The 13,239-nt window shown below is 64.5% G+C and carries 12 protein-coding genes; 6 read left to right on the top strand and 6 right to left on the bottom strand.

Annotated elements, in window-relative coordinates; all coding sequences use genetic code 11:
* The first annotated feature begins 67 nt into the window (after window positions 1–67).
* The 3 genes from rsmG to XI04_RS28920 all read left to right on the top strand — a co-directional run bounded on the left by rsmG (window position 68) and on the right by XI04_RS28920 (window position 2,630).
* Window positions 68–697: a 16S rRNA (guanine(527)-N(7))-methyltransferase RsmG gene (rsmG, locus tag XI04_RS28930; protein WP_370157267.1), complete on the top strand. Its 630-nt coding sequence runs from the start codon at window positions 68–70 to the stop codon at window positions 695–697.
* Between the two features lie 29 nt (window positions 698–726).
* A complete protein-coding gene (locus tag XI04_RS28925) occupies window positions 727–1,593 on the top strand; it encodes a ParA family protein (protein ID WP_091965364.1) in 867 nt (288 codons plus the stop codon).
* 149 nt (window positions 1,594–1,742) lie between these two features.
* Window positions 1,743–2,630, top strand: a complete 888-nt coding sequence (locus XI04_RS28920; RefSeq protein ID WP_028139371.1) for a ParB/RepB/Spo0J family partition protein — start codon at window positions 1,743–1,745, stop codon at window positions 2,628–2,630.
* A gap of 150 nt (window positions 2,631–2,780) precedes the next feature.
* Here XI04_RS28920 and holA read toward each other — a convergent pair whose 3' ends face one another.
* From holA to leuS, 3 genes are all read right to left on the bottom strand, one after another.
* A complete protein-coding gene (holA, locus tag XI04_RS28915) occupies window positions 2,781–3,809 on the bottom strand; it encodes a DNA polymerase III subunit delta (protein WP_028139370.1) in 1,029 nt (342 codons plus the stop codon).
* A 132-nt stretch (window positions 3,810–3,941) separates the two neighbouring features.
* Window positions 3,942–4,493 (bottom strand): LPS assembly lipoprotein LptE, encoded by a 552-nt coding sequence (gene lptE / locus XI04_RS28910; protein ID WP_018323549.1) that lies wholly within the window; start codon window positions 4,491–4,493, stop codon window positions 3,942–3,944.
* Window positions 4,480–7,104, bottom strand: a complete 2,625-nt coding sequence (leuS, locus tag XI04_RS28905) for a leucine--tRNA ligase (protein WP_271610588.1) — start codon at window positions 7,102–7,104, stop codon at window positions 4,480–4,482. The genes lptE and leuS overlap by 14 nt, the downstream gene beginning before the upstream one ends.
* A gap of 191 nt (window positions 7,105–7,295) precedes the next feature.
* Between leuS and XI04_RS28900 the strand changes: the two genes are divergently transcribed.
* Window positions 7,296–8,342 carry a GGDEF domain-containing protein gene (locus XI04_RS28900; RefSeq protein WP_179879877.1) on the top strand — a complete coding sequence of 349 codons (1,047 nt, stop codon included), beginning with the start codon at window positions 7,296–7,298 and terminating at the stop codon, window positions 8,340–8,342.
* A gap of 43 nt (window positions 8,343–8,385) precedes the next feature.
* Here the strand turns inward: XI04_RS28900 and XI04_RS28895 are convergent, their stop codons facing one another.
* On the bottom strand, window positions 8,386–10,083 hold the full coding sequence (locus tag XI04_RS28895) for a diguanylate cyclase domain-containing protein (RefSeq protein ID WP_271610589.1): 1,698 nt from the start codon (window positions 10,081–10,083) through the stop codon (window positions 8,386–8,388).
* A 108-nt stretch (window positions 10,084–10,191) separates the two neighbouring features.
* Here XI04_RS28895 and XI04_RS28890 point away from each other — a divergent pair, with 108 nt between their 5' ends.
* Window positions 10,192–10,881 (top strand): YggS family pyridoxal phosphate-dependent enzyme, encoded by a 690-nt coding sequence (locus XI04_RS28890; RefSeq protein WP_028139366.1) that lies wholly within the window; start codon window positions 10,192–10,194, stop codon window positions 10,879–10,881.
* 52 nt (window positions 10,882–10,933) lie between these two features.
* Here XI04_RS28890 and XI04_RS28885 read toward each other — a convergent pair whose 3' ends face one another.
* Together XI04_RS28885 and XI04_RS28880 are read right to left on the bottom strand one after the other, a co-directional pair.
* Complete coding sequence (locus tag XI04_RS28885) at window positions 10,934–11,719, bottom strand: 2-keto-4-pentenoate hydratase (RefSeq protein WP_097668239.1); 786 nt, start codon at window positions 11,717–11,719, stop codon at window positions 10,934–10,936.
* Window positions 11,720–11,725: 6 nt separating this feature from the next.
* Window positions 11,726–12,295, bottom strand: coding sequence for a L,D-transpeptidase family protein (locus XI04_RS28880; protein ID WP_028139364.1), 570 nt, complete (start codon window positions 12,293–12,295; stop codon window positions 11,726–11,728).
* Between the two features lie 203 nt (window positions 12,296–12,498).
* On the opposite strand from XI04_RS28880, the gene XI04_RS28875 reads away from it, so the two are divergent.
* A complete protein-coding gene (locus XI04_RS28875; protein WP_007598630.1) occupies window positions 12,499–13,185 on the top strand; it encodes a response regulator transcription factor in 687 nt (228 codons plus the stop codon).
* Window positions 13,186–13,239 lie beyond the last annotated feature (54 nt).

The following is a 13,239-nucleotide window of genomic DNA, read 5'->3' as shown; positions in this document are numbered from 1 at the left end:
TGACCCGGGACCGGCCAAGCCGAAGATCGACAAAGCCAGTGCCAACGATCAGGCGCTCGATTCCGTCATCGCTGCCGACAAGCGTGAGGCGCTCAAGCTCGCGCCCGTTTCACATGAAACGGAAGCCCGGCTCGATCGCTACATCGCGCTGCTGCGGGAGTGGCAGGCCAAGACCAATCTGGTCGCGCCCTCGACCCTGCCAAACCTCTGGACCCGGCACATCGCCGACTCGCTCCAGCTCGTCGATCTCGCGCCCGCTGCAAAGCGCTGGGCCGACCTCGGCAGTGGCGGCGGCTTCCCCGGCGTCGTCCTGGCCTGCGCCATGGCCGGGACGCCGGGTGCGAGCATTCATCTCGTCGAGCGAATCGCCAAGAAGGCGGCGTTCCTGCGCGAAGCGGTTCGCGTCACCACATCTCCGGGAGTCGTACATCTCGCTGAGATCGGGGATAATGTGGATAGAATCACCGGCCCCGTCGATTGCGTCACCGCCCGTGCGCTGGCTCCGCTACATCAACTCATCGGCTTTGCGGAGCCGCTGATGCGCCAAGGCGCAAAGGCGTTATTTCTCAAGGGTCAAGATGTAGAGGCTGAATTGACCGAAGCCGCTAAATATTGGAATATCGAGCCTCGACTCCACCAAAGCCGCACGGGTGACGGCTGGATCGTGGAGCTCGATGCCGCCGAACGGCGCAGCTGAGGCGCTCAGGGGTTGAGTGGGGAAATTCGATGACCGTGATTGACGAGCCGCAGCAAGAGCAGACCCAAGAACCGACCAGCGAGGTGCCGCATGGCCATCCGCGCATCCTGGCGCTGGCGAATCAGAAGGGCGGTGTGGGGAAAACAACCACAGCGATTAATCTTGGCACCGCACTCGCCGCGATCGGCGAGCGTGTCCTGATCGTCGATCTCGATCCGCAGGGCAACGCCTCGACCGGCCTCGGCATCGATCGCCGCAACCGCTCATGCTCGACCTATGACGTGCTGATTGGTGAAGCCCCGCTGCGCGAGGCCGTGGTCTCGACCGCGGTGCCGCGGCTGCACATCGCGCCCTCGACCATGGATCTCTCCGGCCTCGAGCTCGAGCTCGGCACCACGCCTGGCCGCGCCTTCAAGCTGCGCGACGCCATCGGTGCGCTCAACAACAACGTCTCGCCGGATGCCGACTACACCTATGTGCTGATCGACTGCCCGCCCTCGCTCAACCTGCTCACGGTGAACGCGATGGCGGCGTCGGACGCGATCCTGGTGCCGCTGCAGTGCGAGTTCTTCGCGCTCGAAGGTCTGTCGCAATTGCTGCAGACCGTGGAGCAGGTGCGCTCGACGCTCAATCCGAACCTGTCGATCCACGGCATCGTGCTGACCATGTTCGACTCGCGCAACAACCTCTCCAACCAGGTCGTCGCCGACGTCCGGCAGTTCATGGGCGAGAAGGTCTACAAGACCATGATCCCGCGCAACGTGCGCATCTCGGAAGCGCCGTCCTACGGCAAGCCGGTGCTGGTCTACGATCTCAAATGCGTCGGCAGCGAAGCCTATTTGCGGCTCGCCACCGAAGTGATTCAGCGCGAGCGCGAGCTGCGCGTCACGCATTGACGAGGCCGTAGGGTGGGCAAAGGCGTCTTCGCCGTGCCCACCGTCTTCCACACACGATCGGTGGGCACGCTTCGCTTTGCCCACCCCAAGATTCTACGATTCGAAATTCAGTTCTGGAGTGCTGCACCGTGAATCCAAGGGAGCTGGCGATGGCCGACGAAGCGCGTTCGCGATTGGGCCGGGGTCTTGCAAGTCTGATCGGTGACGTCGGCGGCGAGGCTCAGCATGTCGATCGGCCGCGCGCGCAGCGCAAGGTGCCGATCGAGTTCATCAAGGCCAATCCGCGCAATCCGCGCCGCACCTTTTCGGACACCGAGCTGAAGGAGCTCAGCGAGTCGATCAGGCAGCACGGCGTGATCCAGCCGATCGTGGTGCGTCCGGTGAAGGGCGCACAGGACCGCTTTGAGATCATCGCCGGCGAACGGCGCTGGCGCGCCTCGCAGATGGCCGGCCTGCACGAAGTGCCGATCGTCCCGGTCGACATCAGCGACAGCGACGCGCTGGAGTTCGCGATCGTCGAGAACGTGCAGCGCGAGGACCTCAACCCGATGGAAGAGGCGCAGGGCTATCATGCGCTCGCCAACGAGTTCAAACGCAGCCAGGACGACATCGCAAAGGTCGTCGGCAAGAGCCGCAGCCACGTCGCCAACATGATGCGGCTGACGAAGCTGCCGGCCGAGGTGCAGGCCTTCATCGCGACCGGTGAGCTGACCGCAGGCCACGCCCGCGCGCTGATCGGCGTGCCCGATCCGCTCGCCGCCGCCAAGCGCATCGTCGAGGAGGGCCTCAACGTCCGCCAGGCCGAAGCGCTCGCGCATGAAGAGGGCGTACCGGAGCGCAAGCCGCAAAAGGCGCGCGCCACCGGCGGCAAGGAAAAGGACCCCGACACGATCGATCTCGAAAAGCGCGTCAGCGACGCGCTCGGCCTCAAGGTCACCGTCAATCACCGCGACCCCGGCGGCTCGGTCCAGATCAGCTACAGCAACCTCGATCAGCTCGACGAAGTGATGAAGCGGCTGGCGAAGGGCGTGCTGTAGGCCAAGCCCTCGCTGTCATCCCCGCGAACGCGGGGACCCATACCGCGTGATTTATCGATCGGACCGGGCGCGCAGTACCGGACCGCAAGTCTTCGCCAAACGACTTCCTGTGGTTATGGATCCCCGCGTTCGCGGGGATGACAGCGTGGCTCAGCCCCGCCGCTTCGCGTTCGCGGCGATCGCCATCAATGTCCGCTGGGCGATGGCGGCGGCTAGCGTGGATTGCTTGCGGGTGTCGAGCGCCGCGGTCGCGAGCTGCTCGATGATGGCGGCGAGCCGCGCCACGCTGAAATTTCGCAGCGCCGTTTCGACCGCGGGCTTACGTGAAAAATGCAGGCGCGGATAGCCGCCGTCGAGCACGGCGGAGGCAGGCTGGCCGTCGGCGATTGCGAGCGCCGATTTGTGCAGCCACGCAGCCTGACGCTGCGCGGCGGAGATGATCACGCCGGGATAGGTGCCGGCGATCATGGCCTTTGCGAATTCGGTCTCGACGATGTCGGGCCGTCCGGCAAAGGCCCCGTCGACGATCGGGTCGAGCTTGAGCTCGGACGCATCAGCGACCACGGCCATCACGTCGTCCAGCGTGACCTCGCCTTTGCCGTGGGCGTAGAGCGTCAGCTTGCGCAGCTCGTTGCGCGAGGCCTGGCGGTCGCCGCCGAGGAACGACATCAGCGCCGCGCGGGCGTCCTGCGCGATGCGCAAATTTGCGATGCGCAATTCGTCATCCATCAGCTTGGCAAGGTCGCGCTCGGTGTCGGGATAGCAGCCGATCGCTACCGCGGCCTTGGCCTTCTCGCAGGCTTTTCGCAGCGGCGATTCCGGGCGCAGCTCGCCGGCCTCGATTACGACGCGGCAATCTTTCACCGACATCTCCGCCAGCGTATCGATGCCGCTGGCAAAGCTGCGCGAGCCGGCGCGAATGCGGATGGCGCGGCGACCGCCGAACAGCGGCACCGTCATGGCCTCGTCGACGAGGCGCGAGGGCTCGGCGGAGAGCTCGTCACCGTCGAGCCTGACTAGCGAGAACGGATCGTTGGGATCATCGACGGCAGAGGCGATCAGCGCATCGGCGCGCTCGCGCACCAGGCCGGCATCGGGACCGTAGAGCAGGATGATCGGGCGGCCCGCATCGGGGCGGGCGAGGAAGGCGTCGATCTCTTTTCCACGCAGCGCGACCATGTTGCCTGTTACCTTGTCATTCCGGGGCGCGCGAAGCGCGAACCCGGAATCCAGAGGTTGGGAATCGAGATTCTCAGGTGCGCAATTGCGCACCGTAGTTCTCGCTTCGCGAGCCCCGAATGACGGGAATAATCAGGTGCCTGCGGTGAAGAACGAGGCGAGGCGGGTGGTGATGTTCTCAGCGATCTCGTTGGCGGCACGATCCTCCGCGTCGCGCACGGCGCGGGTGCGGGAGAAGCGCTGATAGGACCCTGGCATGTCATAGGACACGCGCGAGAACGTGGTGCCGGTCATCACCGACTTACCGGTCGCGACCTCGATCAGATTGTACTGGGCGTCGATGCCGAGGTTTTCGCTGGTCGGCAATCCCGTCGTGGCGCTGACGATCAGCGAAGAACGGCTGGAGGTGAAGCGGATGTCCAGCCGATGGGTCGGCGGCATTCCCGTCGCGGTGCCGTAGAGCTTGAAGGCGAGAGCATTGCGGACTTCGACACCGACACGGGCCTCGCGGGAGGCATTGGGCTTGGCGATCGGCGGGAGCTCGACCCCCATCAGTTTCTCGCGCAGGCCGGGGGTGCCGTCGCCACGCTCGGCATACATCGGCTGGAAGCAACCAGCCGTCAGCGCCGCCAATGCGGCGACCGCCAGCAAGCGGGCTGCGATGCGGATCCTAGCCGACAACATTTACGATCCTCTTGGGGACGATGATCACCTTGCGGACGGGCTTGCCGTCCAGGGCCAGTTTTACCGCATCGAGAGCCAAAACGGCAGCCTCGATTTCCGGATTCTGGGCCGCTGTTGCAACTGTGACGTCACCCCGCTTCTTGCCGTTGACCTGGACCACGAGGGTCACGCTGTCTTCAACCAGCAAATCGCGTTCGATTTGCGGCCAATGGGCCTCGGAAACCAGCCCGCTCTGGCCCAGAGCCTGCCAGCACTCTTCGGCAAGGTGCGGCATCATCGGGGAGAACAGCTGGACCAGGATCTGACCGGCTTCGCGGATCGCCCAGGTCAAATCAGGGGCGGGCTGGCCGGGTCGCTGCAAGATCTCCGAGAAGGTATTGGCGAATTCGCGGATATGGGCCAGGCAGACGTTGAAGTGCAGCCGTTCGATTCCGGTGGTGACCTTGTCGAGCGCACCATGGGCGGCCTTGCGCAAGGCGGTCGCGTCCGGGCCGAAGCTGGCCGGCCGGGCCGCCGGCGCGGCTTTGCCGAGTTCGATGGAATCGTTCACCAGCCGCCACAGCCGCTGCACGAAGCGCGAGGCACCCTGGACGCGCTCGTCGCTCCAGATCACGTCGCGGTCGGGCGGTGAATCCGACAGCATGAACCAGCGGGCGACATCGGCGCCGTAGGTCTCGATGATGTCGTCGGGATCGACCGTGTTCTTCTTCGATTTCGACATCTTCTCGATCGGGCCGATCTGGATGTCTTCGCCCGACGTCAGCAGCGTCGCGCGCCGGCCGTTGCCGCCGACCTCGACCTTGACCTCGGCCGGCTGCACATAGGTGCCGTCGGCCTTCTGGTAGGTCTCGTGCACCACCATGCCTTGCGTGAACATGCCGGCGAACGGCTCGTCCAGCGCGATGTGCCCGGTCGCCTTCATCGCGCGGGTGAAGAAGCGGCTGTAGAGCAGATGCAGGATCGCGTGCTCGACGCCACCGATATATTGGTCGACCGGCAGCATCCGGTTGGCGACGGCAGGCGTCGTCGGAGCGGTCTCGTTCCAGGGATCGGTGAAGCGCGCAAAGTACCAGGACGAATCCACGAAGGTGTCCATGGTGTCGGTTTCGCGCTGAGCCTTGGCCCCGCATTTGGGGCAGGTGACATGCTTCCAGGTCGGGTGATGGTCGAGCGCGTTGCCCGGCTTGTCGAAGGTCGCATCGTCAGGCAGCGTCACCGGCAAATCGGCATCCGGGACCGGCACCACATCGCATTTCGGGCAGTGGATGACGGGAATCGGGCAGCCCCAATAGCGCTGGCGCGAAATGCCCCAGTCGCGCAGGCGGAAATTCACCTGGCGCTCGCCGACCGGCGCGTTGCCGCGCTGCTCGCTTTCCAGACGTTTTGCGACCTCGTCCTTGGCCTGCTCGATGGTCATGCCGTCGAGGAAGCGCGAATTGATCATGCGGCCGTCACCGTCATAGGCGGTGTCGGTGATGACGAACGACTTCGGATCCTGGCCCTCGGGGCACACCACCGGCGTGTTGCCGAGATTGTACTTGTTGACGAAGTCGAGGTCGCGCTGGTCATGCGCCGGGCAGCCGAAGATCGCGCCGGTGCCGTATTCCATCAGCACGAAATTGGCGACATAGACCGGCAGCTTCCAATTCGGATCGAACGGGTGCACCGCGCGGATGCCGGTGTCAAAGCCCTGCTTCTCCGCGGTGTCGATGATCGATTGCGCGGTGCCGATCTTCTTGATGTCGGCAATGAACTCCGCAAGCTCGGGGTTCTTCGCGGCGGCCGCCTGCGCCAGCGGATGATCTGCCGAGATCGCCATGAACTTTGCGCCGAACAGCGTGTCCGGGCGCGTCGTGAAGATCTTCAGCTCGCTCTCGCCGGCGGGCGTCGTCGCCTGATCCAGCGCGAAGCGAACCAGCAGCCCTTCCGAGCGGCCGATCCAGTTGCGCTGCATCAGCCGGACCTTGTCGGGCCAGCGATCGAGCCCATCGAGCGCGGACAGCAGCTCTTGCGAGTACTTCGTGATCTTGAAGACCCACTGGCTCATTTCCCGTTGTTCGACAACGGCGCCGGAACGCCAGCCGCGGCCGTCGATCACCTGCTCGTTGGCGAGCACGGTCATGTCGACCGGATCCCAGTTGAGCTTGCGCTTCTCACGCTCGGCGAGGCCGGCGCCGAGCATGTCCAGGAACATCTTCTGCTGATGCTTGTAGTAGCTGGGGTCGCAGGTCGCGAATTCGCGTGACCAGTCCAGCGACAGCCCGATCGAGCGGAGCTGCTTTTTCATCGCGGCGATGTTGTCGTAGGTCCAGGCTTTCGGCGCGACCTTGCGCTCAATCGCGGCATTCTCGGCCGGCAGGCCGAAAGCGTCCCAGCCCATCGGATGCAGCACGTTGAACCCCTTGGCGCGCATGAAGCGGGCCAGCACGTCGCCGAGCGTATAATTCCGAACATGGCCGATATGGATGCGCCCGGACGGGTAGGGGAACATCTCGAGCACATAGTATTTCGGCCGCGAATCGTCGTTCTTGGAGACGAAGATCGCCTGTTCGTCCCAGAGGCGTTGCCAGCGCGGTTCGGCGTCGCGGGCGTTATAGCGTTCGGAGGTCATGGAATCGTTGGGGTTTTCGTGGGTTCGGCCGTCTCAAGACGGCGGACTAGGCCATAGAAGTCCTTAGGGGGTCAATGGGTTGCCGCAGTTTGGAACTTTGCCGGGGCCTCCGCATAACTACGAAGGTCGGCGTTGGGGTGTGATTAAGGGGTCAATGCCAATTTGCGGCCCGACGAGACCGCATGAGTGCGATGGATTCCAGCTTCGACGAGCCCGATTACGACTATGCCGCGTCCATTGCCGGACGGGCGATGCGGAGCATGGCCGAACAGCGGATTGCGCCGACCCCGGCCAATTTTGCCGTCTGGTTCCTGTATTTCGGGGACGGCCATGAGGATCTGCGCAACGCGATCGATCTTCTGATCGACCACAATCGTCCTTTCGACGCCCGAACCAATCAGGACCTGTTCAAGACCTATGTCGCGCCCCAGGTGAGTGCCGCCGTGGTCGACACGTCCGAGCGGCTGCAGGCGCTCATGGGGGCCGCGAAGGAGTTTCTGGCGACCGCGATCGCCGACAATCATTCGCAGATGCAGGTCATCAGCGAGGTGGCGGACCAGGGCAAGGCCGGCGTCGATCCGAAGGCGCTGGTTGCCCAGCTCATGAACGAGCTGGCGCGGGCCGCCACACGGGCGACACGGCTGGAAGCCGGCTTTGCGGAAAAGACCCGCGAGCTCGACGTGATCCGCGATTCGCTATCGAGGTCCGAGGAGCGCGCCCGGACCGACACGCTGACCGGCCTCGCAAACCGGCGGGCGCTCGACGAATTCCTGCGCAAGGCGCAGGCGACTGCCGCGTGGGGCGAGCCGCTCAGCGTGCTGATGCTCGACATCGACCACTTCAAGACTTTCAACGACAATTTCGGCCACGGCGTCGGCGACCAGGTGCTGCGCCTGTTGGCGAAGGTGCTGCGCGAAAAGGTTCGCGAGCAGGACCTGCCGGCCCGCTATGGCGGCGAGGAGCTGATCGCGGTGCTGCCGGATGCCGATCTCGCCACCTGTGCCGAGATCGCCGACCGGATCAGGCACGCGCTCGCCGAGTGCACGATCACCCGCCGCTCCACCGGCGAGGTTCTGCCCAGCATCAGCGTGTCGATCGGCGTGGCGCAGTACCGGGCCGGCGAAGCGATCACCGATCTCGTCGAGCGCTGCGATCGCGCGCTCTATCTCGCCAAGAGCAGCGGCCGCAATCGCGTGGTGACGGAGACCGAGCTCGATCGCGCCGGAGTTGCGGGATAGCCTGTTGAGGGGTGGAGACGACGACGTTGGTCGTGGCTGACGATCAGCCCGCCATCATCATTTCGGTGGCGCCGGTCTCGATCGCCTGCACGCCGTGCTCGACGACATTGTTGCGGCCGCGGTGTTTTGCGGCGTAGAGCGCGGCGTCGGCGGCTTCGATCAGGTCGCCGGGACGCAAGGCCTCGTTCGGCTTCGTCGCGGCAACGCCGATCGAGACGGTAACGATCATGTGGGCTGAGGTGATGTGCGGCAGGCACAGCTTCAGCACGGCCGCGCGGGCCAGCTCGCCGATTTCCACGGCGCGGTTCACATCGGTGTTCGGCAGCAGCAGGCAGAATTCCTCGCCGCCATAGCGCGCCGCAAAGCCCATCGTGTCGGCGGCGATGCCGGACAGCGACTCGCCGAGCCTGGTCAGGCAGGAATCGCCTTCGAGATGGCCATAGGTGTCGTTGAACAGCTTGAAATGGTCGACGTCGATCATCAGCAGCGCGAGGTCGCTGCCATATTGCTGCGCGCGCATCCACTCGAAGTCGAGCCGGCTCTGGAAGCCGCGACGGTTGGCGAGCCCCGACAGCATGTCGATCGAGGCCATCACCGTCAGCCGGTCGTTGCTCGCTATCAGCTCGCGCTCGCGCTGGCTCAGCTGCGCCGCCATCGCGTTGAACGCGCGGGCGAGCGGCACGAACTCGGCCGGCAGGCGATTGCGCGCCGCGCGGGCCGACAGATCGCCTTCGCCGAGACGCTTGGCCATGTCGACGAGCATCTCGATCGGCTTGATGACGAGCTTTTCGGCGGCGATCAGCGCGCCGAGCAGGACGAACACGACGACGAAAGCGAGCTGGAGATAGGCGGTGCGGATGTCGCGGTTGACCGCCGCGGACACCTTGTCTTCGTCGATGCTGGCGATCAGGCGGGCGTTGGTGCCGGAGATCCGGATGTAGCTGACGGCGCGGCGCGAGCCGTCGGCGGCGAGGAAAGACAGTGAGCCTTCATCCTGGTCGGAACGCAGCGCCCTGTCGGCGATCGCCGACATCAGCGGCATGTTGTCGAGCGGACGGCCGACTGCGCTGTGCTGATCGGCCGGAGCGGCCAGCACGGTGCCTGCGCTGTCCACCAGCACGGCGGTGATGCCGGCGCGGCCGCCCAGATTGCTCATGACCTTCGACATCCAGTCGAGATTGACCGTGGCAAGGACGACGGCATCGGAGACGCCGCTGAAGGCGGACACCGGATAAACCGCCATCACCGTGGGCGTCACTATCGGCCGCGACAGGATGAAATCGCTCAGCACGAAGCGGCCGCTCGTTTGGGCCTGCTGAAAGTAGGGCCGGTCGCTCAGGTCGAGGCCGACATACATGTTGTTCGTCGCGCACTGGATGCGCCCGTCTACGCCCGCGATCAAAAGCGTGCGGATCCAGGGCAGGTTCGACGGCAGGCTCGCGCGCAGCACGTCGCAGCTCTTGCTGACGCCGCCGGCAGAGGCGCGAATAAAGGCCTCCGATTTCAGGATGGTCTCGACCGACGAGATCACCTCGCGCTGCGCATCGGCGCTGTGTCGCGCCACGGTGGTGAATTCAACCGTGGCCTGCGCGATCTGCCGGGTGCGGGTATCTTCGAGCGAACGGATGCGCTCGAGCATCAAGGGCGCCACCAGAATCACCGCGAGCAATGCAAGCCGCGCCCGGATTCCGAGAACCTGCTTGAGTTTCGCTCGTTTGCGGTTGAGACTGATTCTTGCCATCTTCGCTACCCACCCCGTTGGCCAAGGTAAAGCGAAGGGTTCAAAAACTCTTTCTTGAACTCGGTAAAATTGGACTTACCTCGGTCAGGATCACAGCCAAGCGACGTCATGACAGAAGCCAACGCCGCGCCGGTAACCGGCCATTCACCAAACGCGCTCGCCGCGGTCGAAGCCGAAATCGCCCGCGCCTGCAAGGATGCGCGACGCGATCGCGCCTCCGTGACGCTGATCGCGGTGTCCAAGACTTTCGCCGCAGATGCAATTACCCCGGTTATCGACGCCGGACAGCGCGTATTCGGCGAGAATCGGGTGCAGGAGGCCAAAGGCAAGTGGCCTGCGTTAACGTCTGTTTACTCGGGCATCGCGCTGCATCTGATCGGACCGCTGCAATCCAACAAGGCGAAAGAGGCGGTCGCGCTGTTCGACGCGATCCATTCGGTCGACCGTCCGAGCATTTGCCAGGCGTTAGCCAAGGAAATCGAATCCCAGAACAAGCACCCGCAACTCTTCGTCCAGATCAACACCGGCGAGGAGCCGCAGAAGGCCGGCATCGCGCCCGGCGAGGCCGACGCCTTCCTCGCCAGCTGCCGCGACACCTATGGGCTGACGATCTCCGGATTGATGTGCATCCCGCCGGTCGACGAGCCGCCGGCGGCGCATTTCGCGCTGACCGCCAAGATCGCCGCGCGCAACGGCTTGACGAATCTCTCGATGGGCATGAGCGCGGATTTCGCCAATGCCATCATGCTGGGTGCCACACATGTACGCGTGGGCAGCGCGATCTTCGGGCACAGGTAGTTGTTGTCGTCCCTGCGAACGCATGCGTTCGCAGGGACGACCATGAGGCTACTTACACAAACCCCACTGACACCTTCCCCAGCACGCCAAAGTCCGCCGCGAAATGATCGCCGGCCTCGATCGGCAGCGGCGGATGGCACGTGCCTGTGGTCACCACCTCCCCCGCCCGCAAGGTCAGTCCAAGCCCGCGCAGCTCATTGGCGAGCCAGGCGAGCGCGGCGCGGGGGTCGCCGAGCACGTTCTTACCGTGGCCGACACAGCGCTCGCCGCGCAGCGTGATCTGGGGCCGCTCCTCGACGAGATCCATCGCACGCCAGTTCGCAGTCGTCGCCGCGCCCAGCACGAACAGATGCGCGCAGGCATTGTCGGCGATCAGCTGCGCCTCGCCCGCTCCAGCGAAATCGGCAAAGCGCGAATCGGGAATCTCGATCGCAGGATGGAAGGTGTCGACCGCGGCGAGCACCTCATCGACGCTGTAGGGCGTTGCACGCGGCGCCAGATCGCGTCCCATGCGGAAGGCGAATTCAGGTTCGCCGACGCGCATCTCGTTGCCCTTCATCGACGCAGTCCCGCCATCGGCAATCACGGTGTCGCTCATGATGCGACCGGCGAGCGGTCCCGTGACATTGATGTGCTTCTGTCCTGATACGCTCGTGGCCGCGATCTTCCAGCCGAACAATGTCCCGCGCGACAATGTTTCGAGCCCGGCCTGGATGGCGTAGCCCTCCGTGCGGCTCTGTGGCCGCAACCGCGGCTCCAGCGCGTCAAGCTTGGTGCCGTCGCGCCAATGTTGAACGAGCACGCGCGAGGCGGCTGCGATCTGATCCCTGTCGAGCATACGTCCTCACCCGATGATGATTCTTGTTCTTGGTCCCAATCGCCGCAGCAATTGCAGCATCGCAGATTTCGTCATGGAGACGCAGCCCGCGGTCGGGCCGAAATTGTCGCGGGCCAGGTGCAAAAATACCGCGCTGCCGCGGCCGGCGACCCGCGGTCGCGTGTTGTGGTCGATTTCGATGATGAAGTCATAGAGATGGTCGGCACGCTTGAGCCGGTCACCGCCCTGCCCCTCGTCGAGCCGGATTCCCTGGTTGTAATGGCGATCCCTGGGATCCTCGCACCAGGCGTCCTCTCCGGTGATGATCCGGGCCGGCAGGAAGCTCTGCGGACGGCTGTGCCGGTCGCCCCGCCACCACAAGCGCTTGGGACGGAAGCTGCCCCTGGGGGTGCCGCCGTCGCCCTCGCGCTTGTTGGCCAGGATGCCGCCCCGCCCCAGCGCAACCGGTATGGTCAGCGATCCCGCCGTCAGCCAGCCTCGGCGCGGATTCCCGGCCGCAGGCTTAACGCGGATCGCAGAGAGCGGTCCGGCGCTTCGATTCTTGGTGTAACCAACTGAAGCTGCTTTATTTTTCATGTGAACGTGCAATGTCGAATTCATTACAGGACATTCATCAAACCGGCCTGCTATTCTGAGTTAGAGTGCTTCCGGCTTGTGAATCGGTAACAGCCCACTACTTCAACACGAACAACAATAATAACGGCGACCCCTAAACTTCCCCTCACGGCTGGGTGCAGCATGGATGCGCGCCGAGCCGGACCCCAAAAGGATGACCCCCTATGGCCAATGCCCGCAAGATCCTGATCGTGGATGACGATACCGATCTGCGCGACACGTTGGTGGAGCAATTATCGCTACACGAAGAATTCGAAGCCTCCGCCGTCGATACCGGCGCCAAGGGCGCGAGCGCCGCCAAGGCCAATGCCCCCGATCTCGTGCTGATGGATGTCGGCCTGCCCGACACCGACGGCCGCGAGGTGGTCCGCTCCTTGCGCAAGGGCGGCTTCAAGGCCCCGATCATCATGCTGACCGGGCACGACACCGATTCCGATACGATTTTGGGGCTCGAATCCGGCGCCAACGACTATGTGGCAAAGCCCTTTCGTTTCGCCGTCCTGCTGGCCCGCATCCGCGCCCAGCTGCGCCAGCACGAGGCCAGCGAGGACGCGGTGTTCTCGGTCGGCCCCTACTCCTTCCGGCCCGGCTCCAAGATGCTCACCGCCGCCAATGCGCGCAAGGTGCGGCTGACGGAGAAGGAGACCGCCATCCTCCGCTTCCTCTACCGCGCCGGCCAGATGCCGGTTTCGCGCGAGACCCTGCTCCAGGAGGTCTGGGGTTATAATTCCGGCGTCACCACCCACACGCTGGAAACCCACATCTACCGCCTCCGCCAGAAGATCGAGAAGGACGCCGCCAACCCGGAAATCCTGGTCACGGAAGCCGGTGGCTACAAGCTGGTGCCGTGATACGCTCGAAGGGCGTGCGAATCGTTTTAGATCGCATGCCTTTGAGCCTCGGAT

This window comes from Bradyrhizobium sp. CCBAU 11430 (genome assembly GCF_028128855.1).
Classification (GTDB): domain Bacteria; phylum Pseudomonadota; class Alphaproteobacteria; order Rhizobiales; family Xanthobacteraceae; genus Bradyrhizobium; species Bradyrhizobium ottawaense.
The sequence above is the reverse complement of the archived record's forward strand: the minus strand, read 5'-3'. Positions and strand labels throughout refer to the sequence as shown.

Excerpts from the sequence above, each read along its gene's own strand:
- XI04_RS28925 (WP_091965364.1), top strand. The coding sequence starts at position 727 with ATGACCGTGATTGACGAGCCGCAGCAAGAGCAGACCCAAGAACCGACC.
- XI04_RS28920 (WP_028139371.1), top strand. The coding sequence starts at position 1,743 with ATGGCCGACGAAGCGCGTTCGCGATTGGGCCGGGGTCTTGCAAGTCTG.
- holA (WP_028139370.1), bottom strand. The coding sequence starts at position 3,809 with ATGGTCGCGCTGCGTGGAAAAGAGATCGACGCCTTCCTCGCCCGCCCC.
- lptE (WP_018323549.1), bottom strand. The coding sequence starts at position 4,493 with ATGTTGTCGGCTAGGATCCGCATCGCAGCCCGCTTGCTGGCGGTCGCC.
- leuS (WP_271610588.1), bottom strand. The coding sequence starts at position 7,104 with ATGACCTCCGAACGCTATAACGCCCGCGACGCCGAACCGCGCTGGCAA.
- XI04_RS28900 (WP_179879877.1), top strand. The coding sequence starts at position 7,296 with ATGGATTCCAGCTTCGACGAGCCCGATTACGACTATGCCGCGTCCATT.
- XI04_RS28895 (WP_271610589.1), bottom strand. The coding sequence starts at position 10,083 with ATGGCAAGAATCAGTCTCAACCGCAAACGAGCGAAACTCAAGCAGGTT.
- XI04_RS28890 (WP_028139366.1), top strand. The coding sequence starts at position 10,192 with ATGACAGAAGCCAACGCCGCGCCGGTAACCGGCCATTCACCAAACGCG.
- XI04_RS28885 (WP_097668239.1), bottom strand. The coding sequence starts at position 11,719 with ATGCTCGACAGGGATCAGATCGCAGCCGCCTCGCGCGTGCTCGTTCAA.
- XI04_RS28880 (WP_028139364.1), bottom strand. The coding sequence starts at position 12,295 with ATGAAAAATAAAGCAGCTTCAGTTGGTTACACCAAGAATCGAAGCGCC.
- XI04_RS28875 (WP_007598630.1), top strand. The coding sequence starts at position 12,499 with ATGGCCAATGCCCGCAAGATCCTGATCGTGGATGACGATACCGATCTG.